We start from the raw sequence: 19,353 nt of genomic DNA, 5'->3' as shown, positions 1-19,353 counted from the left end.
TTATGCCAACCCCATCGCCTTTCTCGCGCCATCGTGAACTATCTCGCCGTTCTTGGTGACAAGGGTGGCTTTCACTATATCGTCATTCCAGTCGATCTGTCCAGGGCCCTGCTTGTACAGATTTGACAGATACTGAACCATGTTGTTCGCATAGAGCCAACTCGCATGCACGGGCACGCTTCCAGGTATGTTCTGTACTCCGCTGACCATCACATCGTGGACCCTTACCTCTTCGCCCGGTTTAGTGGCCTCGCAATTACCGCCCTGATCGACAGAAACATCCACGATGACGGAGCCCGGACGCATACCGGCTATCATCTTTTCGGTAATCAGGACCGGGGCGACCTCCCCGGGGACCAGAGCGCTGAGTATTATGATGTCCGAATCCGCCACAATCGGAGCCAAAAATGCGCGTTCCTTCTCAATCCATTCCTTGGGAAGCGCCTTTGCGTAACCTCCCTCCCCTTTTGCAAGTTCGACGGGAACTTCGAACTCGCCGACCTTCGCTCCGAGGCTCTTGGCCTCTTCCCTAGCCTCCGGTCGAATATCTACGCAGGTAGTTATTCCACCAAGACGCTTTGCAGTCGCAAGGGCCTGAAGTCCCACCACCCCAGCACCTATGACTAAAACCTTCGCCGGTTTTGTCATCCCTATGGCTGTTCCGACCATCGGAATAAATTGCGGCAGATGCCCTGCGGCGACCAGTACGGATTTATAACCGGTTATCGTGCTCATTGAGGTAAGGGCATCCATCTTTTGGGCGCGGGAGGTACGTGGTATGCTGTCCATCGTGAAAGAGAGAATTCTGCGATCTCTCAATGTCTTTATCATCGAGTGGTTGGAAGGGGCGGCCGGATGAAGGAAGGTGATCAAGGTCCCTCCCTCTTTTATCATCTCAGCTTCGTGCTTTCCATAGCGCTCGTTAGGACACGGTTGTTTGACCTTCAGGATTATGTCTGACTGTTGAAAGAGCTCGACCGCATCGGTAAGGACCCTGGCGCCGGCCTCGCGATATTGTTCATCGGAAACATAAACCCCCTTTCCGGCATCGCCCTCTACCAGGACCTCAAAACCCATCTCCCTGTACTTTTTAACCGTCTCCGGCGTGGCCGCGACACGATTTTCGTGATGAAGAATCTCCTTCGGTATACCGATCAGCATGATATCCCTCTCTCCCATGGCCGCCTCATTGCGAGGCGACAGTCAATTTGAAATACGGCTATCAATTACACTATTTACAAAGATCAAAAGGGGACACCCCTTGAGGCAAACAGCGTTCTGCTACTACCGGGGGGGCGCATTGTCAACACCATCGAAGCCCTATTCTCCCCATAAAAAGAAATAAGATGGATTGACTTGGAACCCTGCGTCATACTAGAGTTCCAGATATCGGGGGAGAGAAAAGGAGTTCGTTATGATATCCGCAGCCGTAGGTATCCCCGAGGCAGGTCTGTCTGCTGGCATCGCATTTCCGTTCGGATATATCCAAGTAGCAAGGCCGATAGGATGCAGCCCCGAGCACAGGTGGTATTTGCCGACCAACGTTCCGCGAACGACTCCATACAACGCTCAGGTCTGGACAAATGCGAATCTCGTCTCAAGCTACGGGCGCACGATGATGGTCGCGCTCCCCGGCCTCCCCGAAGGATCGCAGGAACTCATCGGCCAGTGGGCTCGCGTAAAGGGGCGAACGCAGCTAAATGGAAATTTCATGCAGAGTCCTTTCACGCCGGAACCGCCTAAGAACAGCAGAGGGTATTTGCAAAACCTGGTGACCACGGACGGCTTCGATCAGGTGCAAGCCTACTACGCCTTCACCAGCCTCATGATATACATGGGTACACTCGGCTACGATATGGCGAAGATAGCCCCCAACGTCTTCCCGATCCTCATCAATGTGAATGCGGTCGACGATGTTAACGCATGGTACAATCCTTCAGCTGTCGATCTCACATTCGGAACCGGCAGAAGGTCAAGCGTGGGCGAGTGGCATCTTGCCAGCGATCATGATATCGTTGGACACGAAGGTGGGCATCTGGCTTTCGACAGAATAATCCCAGCCCTCAGCCAGTGGTATTCAGGGGACGGCGGCGCCATACATGAAGGGTTTGCCGACAGCATCGTCGCGCTAATGCGCAACGACCCGGAACTCTCTGAAGATTTTCCTCCCAACATCGGAAGGAACTATGGACCGACGCTGGGTTTGAGGACCGTGGCTCACTCACTCAAATACGCTGACGTATCCTCCGAGGTCCATGACAGAGGACAGATCTACGGCGGATTCTGGTGGAGCACCAAGCTGGCGATGGAGGATCTCCTTCGCGACACGCGCGCAGCCATGGATCTCGGAGCCGCCTTGTTGCTAGAACATGGGTTCCATTACGCCACGAATAAACCGGGCCCTGCCGACTTCGTCGATGCAGTCTTAGCTGGTGCTAAAGTGCTCGTCGAAGGAAATTCGAAGTATGGCTTGGACTACGCAAAACTGGCGGAGATCATAAAGACCGCGGCTATGAACAGGGATCTGTTCGGCAAGGATAAAAAGCCAACCGGGAAAAGAACCAAATTCGGAGTCGAATTCGCAAGGATAATAGCCGACCACTCCGACACATTCCTCTTCATACCGCAGCCTACCGCTTATGGCCCGCACCTCTCAAGAACCCACATGCTCCAATACGCCTTCGCCGAAGGCGGCAAGGTTGCGAGGGTTTTGGGGTCGGGGCTGATCGTCTTCAAGGATGCAAATGGCGACTCACGCGCATATTCCTCAAGCGATGCACGCTTAAACATCAAAATAAACCCGACCGTAAAGGTCGAGCCTAGACAAGCGCTGGAAAAGGCCCGCGAGACCGCGCGCGCAATCCTCGATAATCACGACAGGGTCCTGGCTCAAATAGAGGAGAGGCCTTCTCTCAGCGAATACGATGAACTCGAAAAGGGAGCTCAGCGCGACATACAGGTCATCGAGAGAGAGGTATTTGTGGACGCGCTCAGGGTCGCCGAGAGCATCACCTCCGCCAGCGACATAACGGAACTGGTCGTGCTGCCAAAGGGCGTCGGCCCTAAACAATCCGCTGAAGACCTCTACTGGAGGTTCGCGTTCGGACACGTGAGGTTTTACGTCAACGCCGACACGGGCGTGGTAGTGACACAGCAGATCAAACAGTTCTGAAACAGGATTTGATCTTGATTACAAAAACCGCCGGCAACCCCGGCGGTTTTTATTTTTATTTTTATTTTTATTTTTATTTTATTTACGATCGGATTTCATCCTCACTTCGATCACTCTTCGGGACTTCAACATGAAAATTGCCGAATTCAAACTGTGCAAGTCCTTCTGGCGAAGGTGACCAGGCCTTCGAAAATGAGGTCCCTCTCCAGAAAAGCTGATCCGGAATAAAGCGTGAATATCGCTTCGGCATCCCCTCCGGTTACTACGATGAGAGGGGCGGCTTCCATCTTAGTGGAAATTTTTGAGATTATATTTTCAATCGCACCGGCGATCCCAAAATTGATCCCCGATAGGATGCACCCTTCTGTATCCTTTCCCACCGGCGAGCGTGATTTTTTGAATTTCACGCGCGGAAGGCGTTCCGTCCTGCCCTGCAGCGCCGACAGGGAGATCTCTATACCGGGAAGAATCGCGCCGCCCAAAAATTCCCCGCGTTTGGAAACCGCGTCGATAGTTATACAGCTCCCGGCATCGATGACTATCAGCGCATCTCGGTACTTATCATACGCCGCCATCGAACAAAGCAGGCGATCGGGACCGATATTTTTCGTATCATAGCCGCGGATCTTCATCCCGATATTTTCATGTGAGGCAAAAAGCGGCTTCAGTGAAAAAAGCCCGACGCAAGCGGCCCTGCATTTCCCCTCCACTGAAGGAACGACGCTCGAAACGCATATCGCATCCGGCAAAAATCTTGCTTCGTCCTTGAGCGATTTCAGAAGGGCCCTCACCCCGCGTTTGGAGCTGACATAGCCGGTAGGAATGCCGGCTCGCGCAACTATCCTGCGGTCTGAAATCATAGCCGCGGAAAAGCTCGTGTTCCCTATATTCACCGCTAGAAGCTTCATGGTGAGAGGTTTCTAAGTAATATCATGAGGTTAAGCAACAACCTTCTTTGGCTGCTCGCCTGTTTTTTAGAACTAAATCCTTGACTTTAAAGGGAAAAATATATAACAGCGCGACCTCGTCATCACGCAAGAAAGGATGGTTAAGATGTCACTGAATCAGAAATACACATGGCAGGACTTCCTGAAGGAACATCCGGAGCACAGGGAGAAGAAGACCAAAAGGACCAGCGCCGAGGGGAGGAAGGCTTTCGAAGCGGCCTACAAGACCTTCGTAAAGAAATATCTCTCGGAGCGGGAAGAAAAAACGGCGAAGATAGTTTCGAAGACTGTCGAAAAGAAAAAGGCGCTTATCGCCAAGTCAGCCGAATACAGAAAATCCGGAAATACGGCAAAGACGGCTATCGCACTCCGCAAGATCGGCGCGATGGATGCGGCAATAGCCCGAAACGCAAGGTTGATCGAACGCAGCAAGACGCTTCAAAAGAATTTCAAGTAATAGTCTATGAATTGAAGTAATTGCGCCGGGCTTGCAATTCAAGTCCGGCGTTTTTATTGTTTTTGATCAGAAACAAGACCTGTCAAAAGATAGGAACTAAGCCTCATCCTTCCAAAATCGATTCGACGAATTTTATGGAATCAAAGGGACGAAGGTCATTCATCCCTTCACCAACGCCGATATGTGAAATGGGAATTCTCAGCTCTTTTGCGACCGCGAAGACAATTCCGCCCTTCGCCGTCCCATCCATCTTGGTCACTATTGCGCCGGTGAGACCTATCGCATCATGGAACTGTCTGGCCTGCGAAAGACCGTTAGTCCCAACCGTAGCATCGAGAACTATGAGCTTTTCGTGAGGCGCCCCCGGCATCGCCTTGCCAGCTACTCTGCAGATCTTCTTGAGCTCTTCCATCAGGTTTTGCTTGGTGTGTAAGCGTCCGGCGGTATCTATAATAACCGCATCGTAACCCTTCGCCCTCGCCTTTTCCACTCCATCGAAGACGACCGATGCAGGATCGGCTCCGCTGTCCTGAGAGAGAATGTCGCACGAAAGCCTTGCCGCCCAAGTTTTCAGTTGTTCAACCGCAGCCGCTCTGAAAGTGTCGGCGGCAACCAGCAAAACTTTTTTCCCAGACGCTATTTTGGAGGCGGCGAGCTTCGCAATGGTGGTCGTTTTCCCGACGCCGTTGACACCGACCACTATCACCACCTCTGGAGAGGCGAGGTCCGAAGAGATACGATTCGGGAAGACGGATGACATGTAGGCCGCCAATTTTTTTCTGACATCGTGAGCCGATTTTTCTCCCCTGACGTTGGCCATCGCATCCGATGTGAATGGTATTCCGGCATCCGCAAAGATAAGGGCTTCCTCGAGAGAGGCAAATAGCTTTTCATCAGCATCCCCATCTCCAAAAAGCGACCACATGCGCATTAAAATTTTATCGGAGAGCGACGCATCCGAGGTGGAGGTGATCATCCCTTGGGTTTTAGCACGCCTCCGCCTTAGCCTCGGCAAAAACAGAACTAGCATCAGGACGAGGATGGATATCGAAGGTACGGCAACAGCCAGAAATGAGATATCGTTCATAATAATAGCGTCTTTTATTTTAGGCTACTTGGGGTTCCTGCGCCTTGTCGGCGGCCAGCTTCACCGAGACCATCTTGGAAACTCCGGCCTCTTCCATCGTGACGCCGTAGAGGATATCCGCCAGCTCCATCGTGCGCTTGTTGTGCGTGATGAGAATGAACTGTGAGTAAGGAACCATGGAGCGGATCAGGTCGTTGAAGCGATCGATGTTGACGTCGTCGAGCGGCGCGTCGACTTCGTCCAGCAGACAGAACGGCGACGGCTTGATGAGGAATATCGAGAATATAAGCGCGACCGCAGTAAGCGCCTTCTCTCCGCCAGAAAGCAGCGTGATGGACTGGAGCTTCTTTCCAGGGGGCTGCGCGACGATCTCTATGCCGCTCTCGAGGATATTCTCCTCGTCGGTGAGCAGCAGGCGAGCCTTCCCACCCTTGAAAAGCTTGGGGAAGAGCTCCTGGAACTGGGCATCCACCGCGTCGAAGGCGCGTCTGAACCTCTGGCGGCTGGTCCTGTTGATCTTGGCGATCGCCCTCGAGAGGTTATCCAGCGAAGATGCGAGATCCTGATGCTGCTTGGACATGAACGTAAAGCGCTCGGTCAGCTCGTTGTATTCCCCTATCGCATCGACATTCACTGAACCTATTTTTTCTATCTTATCTTTCAAGTCGGCGACGATCGCCTCTTCGGCATCAAGGTCGAGATCGTCCTTCGCGTACTGACCCTCGATGGAAGGGAGATCCAGATGGTAGCGTTCCCTTATTCCGTCGATCATGAACTGAACCTTAGCTCTATACTCGGTCAGCTTTATGTCCGCATCATGATACTTCGCAAGGACCTCATCATGGCGTTTCCTGATTTCGCGGATATCAAGTTCGCGGTTGCGCATCGAGGTCGATTCCGCCTCGTACTTTTCGCGCAGCTCCCTCTGGACTTTTTCCAGGTTCGTCGACGCGCTGATCGCAAGATCCAGATCACACCTCAAGTCATCTATTTCACGGGAGAGCACGACCGACCTCTGGTTGGCCGAGTTGATCTCTCCAAGTCGCCTTCCGATAGAGGCTACAACAGATGATTTGTCCCTCACCAATCCATCGAGCTCCCTGGCTACCAGAGAGGCCCTCTCGCCTGCCTGCGCAAACTGGACCTTTAAGTCCATGAGCTCCTTTTCCCTTCCCGTTAGAAGGGATGAAAGGGATTCCAGCTCGCTGCGCATGATCGAGAGCCTCTCCTCATGCGTGGTGTGCTGTTCGTTGCATTCGGCGAGCCTCCTTGCGTTCTGCTCGCGTTCCGCATCGGTCTCGGCCAGCTCCTCCACGAGAGCGGCAGTTTCGACTGAAAGCTTGTCGCGCTCGCGATCGTATCTCGATATTTCATCCTTGATGCGTTCGATATCGCGCTCGTAGCCGATCAGTTTCAGTTCTTCGTTGTGCACATCGCGCCCAAGCTGATCGACCCTCAGTTCCATCGAAGAAACGTGATCCTTGAACTTCTGCGCTTCCCCTTCGGCTCTGGTAAGCTCTCCCTTATACTTAGCGAGCTCCTCGGACAATTCGCGTTCGCGACGTTTCTGCGCCACGAGCTGCTCCTCGACGCCTCCGCCCGAGCCACCCGTAACGACGCCGTACGGATCGACTACGCAGCCATCGACCGTAACGAAGGTTTTTTTGTATGAGCCTGACTCCCAAAGCGACAACGCCAGCTTCAGATCGTTGACGAGCACCACATCACCCAGAAGATGATTGCAGATCTGTTTGTATTCGTCGCTGAATCTCACAAAATTTTTGATCGGACCGATAACCCCTTCCCCTTCAGGCTCCGACGTGGCTTCTTCAGAGGCCCTGACGCCGACGGGTATGAACGAACTCCTGCCGCTCGTCGCAGTGCGAAGATAGTCTATCGCATCTACGCCTTCCTCGTGCGACTTGACAACCACATACTGAAGTTTTTCCCCAAGGACGGCACCAAGCGCAGGTTCGTAATCGCTCTCCGTTTCGAATATTTCCCCGACCGTGCCAACGAAGCCCTCGAGTTTCTTCCCCTCTGAGTCGGTTCTGGAAAGAACGGCCCTGACTCCATCGCGATATCCTTCCAGATTTTTTCTGAGTTCAACTATGGAGTCTAGGCGCGACCTTCTGTCTGAAACAAGATCCCTAAGTTCGCGCACCCTCTTCTCCGCCTCATCGAACTCGCGTTTCTGCTGCTCAAGCGTCGTGGCCGCGGATTCGGATTCGCCGGCGATTGCGAATTTCATCTGACGAAGGCCCAAAAGCTCCGCATCCTTCTTGTGCAAATCGGATTCTATCTGCTGACGGCGTGAATCTATGCCGTCTAGCTCCGCCTGATTTTTAGCGATGCGTCCGTTGACCTCTATCCGCCTGCGCTCGAGGTGATCCATGGAAGCGGTGAGATTCGCAATCTCTTTGGCGAGCTCCATTACAGAAGTTCCGGCCGCATCGCACTGGCGTTTCATATCGCTGAACTTAGACCTGATCTCGTCGGCCCCCTTCTCGGCGGTTTCAACGAAATTGGAGGAGCCCGCCAGCTTTATGTCGGCATCCACCATGGCAGCGTTGGCGTCCTCGATGCGAGAGGAGAGCTCCAGCAGCCTACTGCGAAGAGACTCGAGCTCGTCGGCATATGCCCTGTTTTGCTGCTGTATCGAAGCAGTCTCGTTCTGCTTATGAACTATCTCGGCCTCGTAAAGCTTGATGGAGTTTTTCACGCCGTAGAGCTGCTGCGAAGCTCCATCCAGCTCTCGTTCGAGTTCGGATATCGCCAGTCGCATCTCCTCCATCCCGCTTTCAAAACCGGAGAGCTCGGCCAAAGCCGAAACCTCGTCCTGATGAAGGGCCACGTGCTCGTTCTGAATCGACTCTAACTCGGTCCTGGCGGAACGATATTTGCTGGCAAAAAACACGAGTTCGCGATCGCGCAGCTCGTCGGAAATTTTTTTGAACCTCTCCGCCTTTTTGGCCTGACGATTTAAAGAGTTCATCTGGCGTTCCAACTCACCCAGGACATCGGTAAGGCGCGCTAAATTCTGGCGGGTTGACTCCATCTTACGAAGCGCGGCCTCCTTGCGCGACTTGAACTTGGATATGCCGGCGGCTTCCTCGACGAGAATTCTCCTGTCTTCTGGTTTCGACGAAACAATATTTCCGACCATCCCCTGCTCGACTATCGAATATGCTTTGGTTCCAACGCCGGTTCCCAGGAAGAGATCAACTATGTCTTTCAGCCTGCACGGGGTCTTGTTGATGAAATATTCGCTCTCGCCGGAACGGTAGAGCCTTCTGCCGACCTGAATTTCGCTGTACTGGGAATATTCTGCAGGCGCCCTGCCGTCCGAGTTATCGAAGGTGAGAAATACCTGAGCCATTCCAACCGGCGGGCGGCTTTCGCAGCCGTTGAAGATGACGTCTTCCATCGCCGAACCGCGCAGATGCTTGGCGCTCATCTCGCCCATGACCCAGCGTATCGAATCCACGATGTTGGATTTTCCGCAGCCATTGGGACCGACCACCCCGGTAATTCCGTCCTCAAAATTTATGACTGTGCGATCCACGAATGACTTAAATCCGCTCATTTCGAGGGTTTTTATTCTCATATCTTCTCTCTTTGCTTTACCAGCAACAGGTTCTGAGGCGGTTCAACCCATTAAAATTGCTGGGACTTTAGCACACAGAACCCACGCTGACAATCGAAAAACGATTTATATGACCCAAAACATCTCATGGATAGGTGGCGACAACTTCCAAGGTCACCAGATCTATTATCGAGAGGGTATTGGACTGGACGTTGCCGACGTAGAGATAGCTGTCCTCCTCTCCCCCATAGGTACATAGGCCAAGGGAAAAGGGTTCCTCACCGACCTCTATGGTCTTTACCACCTTTCTTTTGGAGAGGTCGATAACCGAGACCGTATCGTCATCGATATTGGTCACAAAGGCATAGTCGGTGGAGAGAAGAACCTCCTGGGGATTCTCGCCTACATCTATCATCGCGAGGAGGATCCCCTCATCGTCCTTATCCAGTTTTTTGGTCCGCTTGTTGCCAGATACCGGCGTCAAGGCGGAGACATCCAGGAGAGCCAGGTACTTGCGCCACTCGCCGTCCTCGTCGCCCATTCCTACGACGTAGAGGATCCCTTCACGATAGGCTACGCCAAGAGGATTCTGAAGGTCCTGAATGAAATAATCCATCGGATAGGCATCGGCGACCCCCGCTTCATCAAGGTTCATTATCATAACGCCGGAGCCGCGCCTTGTGAGGAAGCCTTGGTTGGCGTTTATCACCATGTGATAGGTTTCCGCCCATCCCAGCGATGAACCATCATCGAACGTCGTCAGAAGTGAAATATCTCGCGGAGCAAGATCGCCTCCGATATCGATGTACTGTATCTTGTTCTGACTCGTAGTTAGCCACATCCTCCCAGCGGGATGGCAGCATGCTATGGAAAAGGCGTCCTTTCCTATGTCGGAAATCGTATATTCAAGGAGCTTGTCCGGATCGCTCTCATCCGTCGAAAACAGGTACAGCTCCCCCGTCTCGTCGCTTTCGTCGGCGCTGTATCTGTTGGGCATATAGATCTTGGATGCCGCCTTGTCGAAATAGATCCCGCCGGAGAAACCTCTGGTAGGCACGCTCTTGATCAGTTCCGGCGCAGTGGGATCGCTGATATCCAGCACCTGAAAATTTCCCTGATGCCAGTCGTAGAGCACTCGACTGTTGGAATTAACGAGATACAGGCGTCCGGAATCGGCATCCACCAGCATAGCGGAAGGACCGGCAACATCCTCGCCGACATCTTCAAAGACATCCTGCGATTTGGCACAGCCAGCAAGGACAACGGCGGCAGCACATATGGCCATAAAAACACGGTTCATCTTCTTCCCCCTCGACCGGTTCATTTCTTCGATCTGAATTTTTTCACGACGCCTTCGTAGTAATCCGCGGTGGTCTTCGCGATGGATCTCCAACTGAAGACATCCTCAACGCGCTTGCGGCCGGCCTTCCCGAAACGATCCCTCTTATCCTCATCGGCCAGCAGCTCGTTGACCTTCACGGCAAGGTCGCGCGAAAACTTCGCAGGATCGGCGGGCTCGCCCGAGGAGGCTGCTGCCGGAACAAAAGGAACGAGATATCCTGTTTCGCCGTTCACGACGATTTCAGGAATTCCACCGACCGCGCTTGCCACAACCGCCGTCTCGCAGGACATCGCCTCGAGGTTGATGATGCCGAAGGGCTCATAGACCGAGGGACAGCAAAAAACGGCGGCATGCCCATAGAGCTCTATGACGTCCTTTTTGGGGACCATCTCCTCTATCCAGAGAATCCTCGGATGTCTCTGCTTCGCTTTCTCGACCGCATCGCGCATCTCCTTGGAAATCTCCGGGGTATCGGGAGCCCCGGCGCAAAGCACTATCTGAACATCCCTGTTCATGTGCTCTATCGCGTTTACCAGGTGGATGATCCCTTTTTGTCTGGTAATCCTGCCGACGAAAAGAACATAAGGAATATTTTTATCTATTCCGTATTTCTCGAGCGCATCCTTGTTCTCCTTGAATCTGTATTCATCAGGATCTATGCCGTTATAGATGACTTCTATTTTTTTCGGATCCACATCGAAGAATTTTACGGCGTCCTTCTTCATCCCATCCGACACGGCGATTATTCCATCGGACTGTTCCATCGCGCAGCGCTCGACCCAGCTGCTTAAGTGATACGCGTTTCCCAACTGTTCCATCTTCCAGGGACGCGAAGGTTCGAAGCTGTGAGTGGAAAGCACCATAGGAACCTGATGAAGCTGCCGTGCGATGAGGCCGGCCAGATGCGAATACCACGTGTGGCAGTGCACGATATCGACCCCTTTGAGACATGCCGCCATGCTGATGTTGCGCGTAAAGGCGTCGAGTACCTTTTCGAATTTCGGGTTAGAACAATCATGCGAAACTTTGGAGTCATGCCCGCGCGCCCTGAGATTTTTCGTGTCGAGCCGTTGGTTTCCGAAACAATGGACTTCCACATCGATCAATTTTGAAAGCTCCCTGCTCAAGTATTCGACATGAACGCCGGCTCCGCCGTAGACATTAGGCGGAAATTCATTGGTAAAAAAAACTGCTTTCATCTCACCTCCATTATTTTCATGATGCCGCTTATGGGTATCTCCACCCAATCCGGCCTGTTGTTGATTTCATATTCGATCTCGTACAAAGCCTTATCCAAAACGAAGAGGTTGAGGGCCCTCTCGGTGAGCGCCCTGTTTTCGGAGGGCAGAAAGGTAGCCCCCCCGGAATGCAACGAATCGAAGTATGCGTCCAGAAAAGATCTGCAGGAAACTCTTTCCCATTCAAAACAGAGATCGGAAACAGCGCTCACGTCATATTCTTTACGCTCTCCCTTGACAGCATCGAAGTAGGCCGCAAAAGCAGCATAGCTAAAAGAGCGCACTATCCCGGCAACATCCTTGAGAGCCGGGTAATGAATCGCCCGTTCCGCATAATCTTTCAGAGGCTCCCCCTCAAAATCTATGATGCGAAGATCCCCATCACAAACAAGCAGCTGACCGAGATGAAAATCGCCATGCTGTCTGATCTTGTGCCCTATGGACTTAAGATCGAAGATTCCGGAATCCAGCAACTTTCGTACATCGGCTTTCATCGAAATCACTTTTTCCATATTCGGACTGCGAACCGAAGAAGCCTCGAGCAGCGCGAAGGCCCTGTCAAATTGCATGATCCAGTTGTCATGCCAGATTCTAAGGTCGTCATCGAGCACTTCCCTGACTCCGAAGCTGCCATCTCCGTCACGCGCCAGTGAGAGGTGCAGGGAAGCGAGAACCCCGCCTATCCTCCGGGCGAAATCCGCCTCGCGGGCGATGCCGGCTTTTACAGGAGTCCCCCGAAATTTGGAGCTGGAGGCCTCACTTATCAACGAGGAAAGATTTCTCAGCGATACATCCCAGGCGCTCCCCTGGTTCTCGACATATTCGAAGAGGCTGGCGATATGATATCTTCTGGAAGTTGAATCCACATATTCAACCGAACCCTTAAACATCGGAGCCGCGGAAAATTTCCCTTCACCGAATATGTGCCGATTAATGCTTGCCTCCACGTTGTCGCCCGCCTGCAGTCTTCTGATGAACTTCGCCATGAGGTCGTGGCCCGCTTTCGGTTTGATCCTCATCAGCGTATTGCTCGAAGAGAGCGGCATCGGCTCGAAGCAGCATCCTTTTCCAAGATTCCAGTCCTGATGCTTGGTGAACATAATCCTTCCTCCACGAGTCATCACGGAGGAACATATGTCGAGATTGGCAGTAAAAAATTCAATGAAGGCCTCATGGTCGATGTCCCGGAGCTCGCCTAATTCGTCCACGAGCATGAGGTAGAGTTCCGAATCGCGCCCGGAGGTCTTCACATCGACGAAACAGAGATTCACCCCGCCATGTAAAACTACCTCGTCGCGGATGCGCAGCGCGAGTATGCGGGAGCCCTTCTGTTGAAACCATCTCGCCTGGCTCAGAAACGACACGTTTTTTTCATCAAGTCGAAGTTCGCTTAAACTCAATTTATCCTCCATACTATGTAGGCTGATTTCCCTGAAAAACCCTTGGAAATCTGCGCTGGAACGAAGTCAGCGGTTAACTGAAAGAAGCCTTTATTGCAAGACAAGAAATTCGGGGGATCCTAGATAAATTATTCAGCCATATCAAGAAGTTACATCTTAACAATAACTCAATTGTACCCCGGAATCCTGTAGCCGAGAGTGTCGATATCCGCGACCGAGCGGACGAAGAGGGAAAGGCCATGCGCAGGGAGCAGATAGTCCACAGTTTTTAGCTCCTCGTTGGAAGTTCCGAATTTATTGCGGTTGGTCCAGAAGATGTGCCCGCCGTACTGATATTCAAGCGGAACGCTGAAGTTCAGGTCGGCGGAGGTCGAGTTGAAAATAATCAGAGCCTCCTGCGCCTGTGCGCCGGCCCCCTCTAGGGGAACGACCCGCCTCACCTGAATGAGCCCCGAGCCGTCGATCTCGAGCCTGGTGTATGCGTCGGAATGAAAAACTGGAAACTGTTTTTTCAGATTCGCCAGTTTCCGTAGCAGATCCAGCATGGAAGCATCTCTCTGCTCCGGATCGCTGAATGTGTTATACTCGCTCCCGACCCTGTCGAGGAATACGCTGGGTTTGCTCTTTTCGAAATGAGTCGTCCCCTCCATGAACATGAAAGAGGAGGTGAGAAATGCCATCTGCGCCAAGTATGTGTACATCTCCTGTCTCGTAGGATGAGTGAGAGAGGCCCTGTCCACGTCGTGATTGTCGGGATAGAGGACCTCCGACCCCCCGGCGCGCCTGACGCCCTCGTAATTTTCCTGATGATACTTCGTGAGCCCCCACCTGTAGAGGCTGATCGACCCTTCGAAGCCGGCCCGTATGTAGGCGGCCTGGTTTTCAAAAACCTCCGCGTAGAAATGTGGAGTTTCGAGCCCCTTCGCGCTGGCATAGCTCTTCGCGCCTGCGATGATCTGCCGCCACACGTCCGGAGAAATCTTCCCAGCGGAGTCCGCGCGAAAAACGGAAATCCCGGCATCAATATGTTTGTTCACTACGTCGGTAAAATAGCTAACAACGCCAGGGCTCGAAAAATTTATCGCCGCGGTGTCCTTCCACGCATCGAAACGGCCGTCGTTCATCGCCCCTTCGTAGGCGATCGTGCCATCCGCGCTTCGCTTGTAAAAATCCTCTCCCAAAAGGGAAAGGTGGTGCCTGACTACTTGCGGATCGCGCGCCGTGTGGCAAAAAACGAGATCGCCGACGAGCTTCATTCTGGAAGCTTTGACGACACTGACCAGCGCCGCAAGCGCCTGCCAACCCTCCTCCGGGTCCTGGTATTTATCGACGTAATCCCCATCCAACCATCTGTGAGGATTCAGGGAGTGATCATAGAGGTACGGGGCAACGCGCATATGATCCTGCGCCGCATACACGGAGCCGCGCTTTCCTTCGACGTTGATCTGGCTGGGGGGATGGATCGGAGATATGTGAATCGCATCACAACCTATCGCGCTAAACCATCGAGCGGCTTCCCCGACCTTTTCAAAGGTGCTGTGGGGGATCATCTGCGCCATGACAACTGGAAGCGGGGAGATGAATTGTAAGGGGATGGTTCCCATCACGGGAGCGGCTCTCGCAAACACAGCTGAATGCGGGGACATCCTCACCTCCTCGGGATAAAATAAAACGAGCGGGGCATCCACCTCGCTCGTCTCAATTTGTTAACCCTTGATCTTTTTGTGATGCTGCCTCTTGCAAACCCTTCCACAAAGCCCCTTACGGGGAACGCCGATTCGCTTCAGCCTCATAAAGGTCATAGTTCCGGATCCTCCACGCTGGCCAACAGCTTTCAAAGCTACCTCACCCAGAGGTGTTAATTCATCTCAGACGCAGAAGTCAACTGTATCATTGGCAAAATCAGCAGATTTACAGTTTTTTGACAAAAATTCTTTTTGCCAGATCTGATTTCTGCTCTATCTCGACGAGAATCGATCCCAAAGAAATATCATCCGAAAGTTGAAAATCGAGAGAGCACTCCTCCCTCGGCGAAACGGGCAGTCTCGCAATTTCTACTTTATCTCCGTTATTATCGAGTTCGGACAAGACCAGGAAACCCTCGTAAAACAAGCCTAAGCGCCCTTTCACTGAGTTTTTATCTATGCGGATTGGTTCACAGGCGACTCCCCACTCACCCAACTCGACCACCTTTCCAGAGCAAGTCGCCGCTGCAAATTTAAAGTTATCGGATATCGATCCACCCGCCTCCACGGAACGCATGAGCCCGAGCATCTCCAGCTCGACATATGGCATCCCCTCTGAAAAATAGAGCTCGATATGCGAGTTGTCGTCGGGATACGATCCGGCGGCGTCGAAATCTCCCCAGAGCGCAAAACATATTTCGCTCTCCCCGGATTTTCGAAAGACGATCCACTCGCGCAGGTCGAAGCCGAACTTGCGCTCGAGGGCGCAATAGACGATCGATACCGGCAGAGTCGAGATATCCGATGAGATTGCAGGCTTTACCGACTGGCTGCCCATCTGCAGGGAGTACCCTTTCGAAAAACGCGAATCACCGGAAGGTGCAGGAAGGTAAATTTCGCTTTCACCAGAGATCGCCGCCAGCTGGACCACTATCCAGTTTGCAAGCGTAAGTGGGACCTCTGTAATGTTTTTTATAGTCGAGTCAATGCAAACGATGCTCGATGATTTAATCAGTCCGATGCGGACCGCGATCTGGATTCCCAAAAACTTCAAATCTGGAACGCTTAACATCTCAATAACATGATCGTAGCAGGACAGCGACCATGGCTCCGAGTTGAGAATGGGCGGAGGAGGCCAACTCTTCCCCCAGGGACTCTTTGCCCAAAAGCTCTGTGGAGCCAGATCCAGGCGGATGCCGCCGAAGTTTATCCACTCCGCAGAATCCTTCTCGGGAATTTTACCAAGCTCGGATCTGTTTACAAAAAGGAGGTTTTCGCCGCAGTGAAAAGAATAGGAAATTATTCTGCCGGCCTCAGGCGAAACGCAGATACCTGCAACGGAGTTGTCCATGTTGACCGTCTTTGGCCAGCCATCTATTTCTGCAGATGATATCTTGGGCCGAGATTCAGACATATTCTCCCCGTGAGGAACTAAAATTTACTAGACTTCGAAATAAGGTTTTCACGAAACCATTTGGACTGATGATGCCCGGCTAAAATCCCGCCTTTAGTAGGAAGGTCATTCTCGTCGAGCCAGCTTATTCCGTAGTGATCGAAGAGCCACTCCCGATTTTTAAAGAAATCCTCTATGGCCTCGCGATGTGGCCCTTTGATAGCGGCATAGGTCGCCACCAGCAAATTGGCACGAACGTCGCGGAGTTCGGGGTCCAAATCTCTGGTAATGACATCGAGCATAGAGAGATACCATTTCACATGCTCGGCGCTCAGGGCATTTTTATTGTCGGCATCAAGGGCGCGATATATCATCCTGTAATATTTTTCCTCCGGATACGTATCGAACGGCTCGGGTTTCTTAGCCCAGGTGAAGTACAGCGCAAGAAACATCGGAAATCTTTCTACGAGGGTTTTGCCCGTAAGAGGAAGAAGAAAAGGCCACCTACGACCAGCCACCTGAGCCTGTTTCAGAAGATCATCGGCCGACTTCAATATTTCAGCATCCCGCTCGGCCTGCCCTGCGCCTGAAGTTTTCACGGGGGGCTTGATCGCGCTCAGAAATGCGCCACGCTGAGGCGATGAACCGGCAGGCTCCTGTGCGACGCGAGTCATCCACGGGCACTGAACGAAAGCCTGCATCAGTCCGCTCGCAAGGGTCCCCTGCCAAGTATTCCAACCGAGGGCCAGCCTCATGAAGTTTCCGATCGATTCCGCGGAAAAAGAGCGCAAAAGTTTATTCTGCCACATCCTGTGCTGATTGAACTTAGCCAGTATTCCATGTGCCGCCATAATAGGCGCGAGCATGATCTGCACTCCCATGGAAGCGGCGAAGAGTCCGCTGAAACCTTCGGGCATCAGGGCGGGGGAAATCTTCCCGCCGACTCCAGCATAGAGCTGCTCCACGAGGGCGCCGCGTCCCATGTTGGCGACGTCGATATTTTTTATTGAGCCGCCGCTCATCGTATGGAACAGAACCTGCATCCCCATTCCTATGAGAGCGATCCTCTTCGCGTGATAGAGATCGACATCGAGCGCAGTGCCTAAATCTACAGCGAAATCGAATATTCCCGGAAGCATTCCAAGTTCCACGAGCGGGACCAGCATGGGAGCTAATTTCATCGCCCTCTCGCGCAGCGACGGAAAAGCCATCGTCGAAGCCGACCACGTGACAGATGCGCTGCGGTATAAGCTCCACCAGTCATTCATCGCAAAGAGTCCGCTGAAATCGCCGCTGACTCCGTGGCCGCTCCAAAATTTTGCTCCGGATTCAAGGGCCGAACCAAAGACGCTTCTGCTTGAAAAATCATTCCAAAAGGATATGAGCCCTTCCGAAAACCCGTGATTTGAAATCATCCCGATGGCATCCGAAACATTGCTGGCGGCGAACGATGAAAGGGAGGCGTAAAGACTTCCAAGTCCGTTGAAACTTCCGCGATACCCGTCGGAATTTGCGAGCAGATGGCTGAGCAGACCGAGGTCCTCCAGGAGACCGGCGCCCGGAATCACGCCGCCGAAAAGGGCGAACGTACCGCCCAGCTCGAGAATTCGTTTTGAGGCGTCCGTCAGATGGTCCGACTGGGAGTAGCCGGCTGAAAACGCCTCGGCCGTCTCCGGTGCAGAGAGTCCGTGAAAGACTTTCCCCGCCGCATGGGCGGCTGTGGCTCCGCCGGATATCCAGAAGAGCATCGACTGAAAATCCGTCGATCCTGACAGGAGGGAGATCCCGATGCCTGCCATCGAACCAAGCGCTGTAAGTTTGAGATAGCTTTTGCTATCCGGCATCACCGCATGGTGCAAAAATTCCTTCGCGCTGGCAGTGAATCTCTTGGAGAGTGTGAGCGTTCGCTCAAAATCCATCAAAGTGCCGTTGCTGTGCAAAAATTGTTTGATGGGTGAATTCTCACCTCCGATCCGCGCCGCAGCCGCGCTGCGCGGATAACGCGTCATAAGAGTCCTGGCGTTTTCATGTGCGATGTAAAAATACTTCATCTCCGCTGCCAGAGAGATCAGAAGTTCGTATAGGCCGGTTATCAGCTCAAGCTTGTCCTTCGGGATAGCGATTCCATCCTCACGCGATGCGCCCGCCCTGAGCGCTATCTCTGTGAAATATGAATAATCACCCTCTTCACCGGATGAATGAGTCCGAGCCAGAGCATGGTTCGGATCGATTCTTCTCGATATCGGCGAAAGGATGAATTTTTCAAGTTCGGCTATTACCTTCGCTGCAGATACGAGCAGACTCGCACGATCCGTTCCATGGGAGATCGATGCTGTTTTCAGAGACAGATCGATCACCCCCAGATTCACCTGGATGGCCAAATCATCTATGGATTCATCTACGGAAGCATCCTTGCCCTTTTCGATGAGAGCGTATAATACGCAGTTAAGAGATTCGATCGCAGCGCCGTAATCGCCGGAGGTCCGTGAAACGAGCGTGGCACGGGCAAAGGCCAGTTGGATAAAAGCTTCGAGGTCCCCCCCCGATGTATATGCTAGAGAGTTTTCGGCGATATCCAGAGCCCGATAGGTGGAATCGTCGGCCTCCTTAAACCAGAAAGCCTCCCCCATCGCAGAGCCGATAAAAAGCTCCGCATCCAGATTTGCCGTAACAAACCCGAGCTCGAGAGCCTCACGCGCGCTTCTGAAAAGAGCGCCAGCCGCCTCGGTTTTTCCATCCGCCAGGACCACCAGCGCCTCGGCAATTCTTCGCTCGGGGATTTTTTCCTGTAAGAGATCGCTCGGGGTGGATTCAAATGCTGAAATCGATCGAAAGGCTGCGGCATCGCGGAATGAATTTATGAGGTGCAAATTGTACGGCTGGGAAATAAGCGAATTCGGAACGGCAGGGGGAGGGGAATTCCACCCGACCCACCGGACAAAAGGGGGCTGCATCGGCATCGTAAGTGGTCTTTCAAAACCGCCGTATATCCGCATCTCATCCTCCAAAAAGGCCGCAGACAGGCCCCCGGTCGCGATGTCGCATA

Annotated in this window: 12 protein-coding genes; 2 read left to right on the top strand and 10 right to left on the bottom strand. The window is 52.8% G+C overall.

The features are described 5' to 3' along the window. Nucleotides 1-1,161 (bottom strand): NAD(P) transhydrogenase subunit alpha, encoded by a 1,161-nt coding sequence (locus GX659_03915; GenBank protein NLD27933.1) that lies wholly within the window; start codon nt 1,159-1,161, stop codon nt 1-3. Nucleotides 1,162-1,414: 253 nt separating this feature from the next. On the opposite strand from GX659_03915, the gene GX659_03910 reads away from it, so the two are divergent. Further along, on the top strand, nt 1,415-3,172 hold the full coding sequence (locus GX659_03910) for a hypothetical protein (protein NLD27932.1): 1,758 nt from the start codon (nt 1,415-1,417) through the stop codon (nt 3,170-3,172). A gap of 146 nt (nt 3,173-3,318) precedes the next feature. Here GX659_03910 and GX659_03905 read toward each other — a convergent pair whose 3' ends face one another. Further along, entirely contained in the window at nt 3,319-4,080 is a 762-nt protein-coding gene (locus GX659_03905; GenBank protein NLD27931.1) for a type III pantothenate kinase, read from the bottom strand. A 145-nt stretch (nt 4,081-4,225) separates the two neighbouring features. Here GX659_03905 and GX659_03900 point away from each other — a divergent pair, with 145 nt between their 5' ends. Continuing rightward, nucleotides 4,226-4,576, top strand: a complete 351-nt coding sequence (locus tag GX659_03900) for a hypothetical protein (protein NLD27930.1) — start codon at nt 4,226-4,228, stop codon at nt 4,574-4,576. Nucleotides 4,577-4,679: 103 nt separating this feature from the next. On the opposite strand, the gene ftsY is transcribed toward GX659_03900, so the two are convergent. The 8 genes from ftsY to GX659_03860 form a co-directional block, all read right to left on the bottom strand. Next, on the bottom strand, nt 4,680-5,606 hold the full coding sequence (ftsY, locus tag GX659_03895; protein ID NLD27929.1) for a signal recognition particle-docking protein FtsY: 927 nt from the start codon (nt 5,604-5,606) through the stop codon (nt 4,680-4,682). Between the two features lie 76 nt (nt 5,607-5,682). Next, nucleotides 5,683-9,270 (bottom strand): chromosome segregation protein SMC, encoded by a 3,588-nt coding sequence (gene smc / locus GX659_03890; GenBank protein NLD27928.1) that lies wholly within the window; start codon nt 9,268-9,270, stop codon nt 5,683-5,685. 124 nt (nt 9,271-9,394) lie between these two features. Further along, nucleotides 9,395-10,549, bottom strand: coding sequence for a hypothetical protein (locus GX659_03885; GenBank protein NLD27927.1), 1,155 nt, complete (start codon nt 10,547-10,549; stop codon nt 9,395-9,397). Between the two features lie 20 nt (nt 10,550-10,569). Then, complete coding sequence (glgA, locus tag GX659_03880; GenBank protein ID NLD27926.1) at nt 10,570-11,790, bottom strand: glycogen synthase; 1,221 nt, start codon at nt 11,788-11,790, stop codon at nt 10,570-10,572. Beyond that, complete coding sequence (locus GX659_03875) at nt 11,787-13,229, bottom strand: hypothetical protein (GenBank protein ID NLD27925.1); 1,443 nt, start codon at nt 13,227-13,229, stop codon at nt 11,787-11,789. The genes glgA and GX659_03875 overlap by 4 nt, the downstream gene beginning before the upstream one ends. Nucleotides 13,230-13,396: 167 nt before the next feature. Next, nucleotides 13,397-14,875 carry a hypothetical protein gene (locus GX659_03870; protein NLD27924.1) on the bottom strand — a complete coding sequence of 493 codons (1,479 nt, stop codon included), beginning with the start codon at nt 14,873-14,875 and terminating at the stop codon, nt 13,397-13,399. 265 nt (nt 14,876-15,140) lie between these two features. Next, entirely contained in the window at nt 15,141-16,328 is a 1,188-nt protein-coding gene (locus tag GX659_03865; protein ID NLD27923.1) for a hypothetical protein, read from the bottom strand. Nucleotides 16,329-16,345: 17 nt separating this feature from the next. Further along, nucleotides 16,346-19,303 (bottom strand): hypothetical protein, encoded by a 2,958-nt coding sequence (locus GX659_03860; protein NLD27922.1) that lies wholly within the window; start codon nt 19,301-19,303, stop codon nt 16,346-16,348. Nucleotides 19,304-19,353 lie beyond the last annotated feature (50 nt).

This window comes from Myxococcales bacterium, assembly GCA_012513515.1.
Classification (GTDB): Bacteria; UBA10199; UBA10199; order 2-02-FULL-44-16; family JAAZCA01; genus JAAZCA01.
The sequence above is the reverse complement of the archived record's forward strand: the minus strand, read 5'-3'. Positions and strand labels throughout refer to the sequence as shown.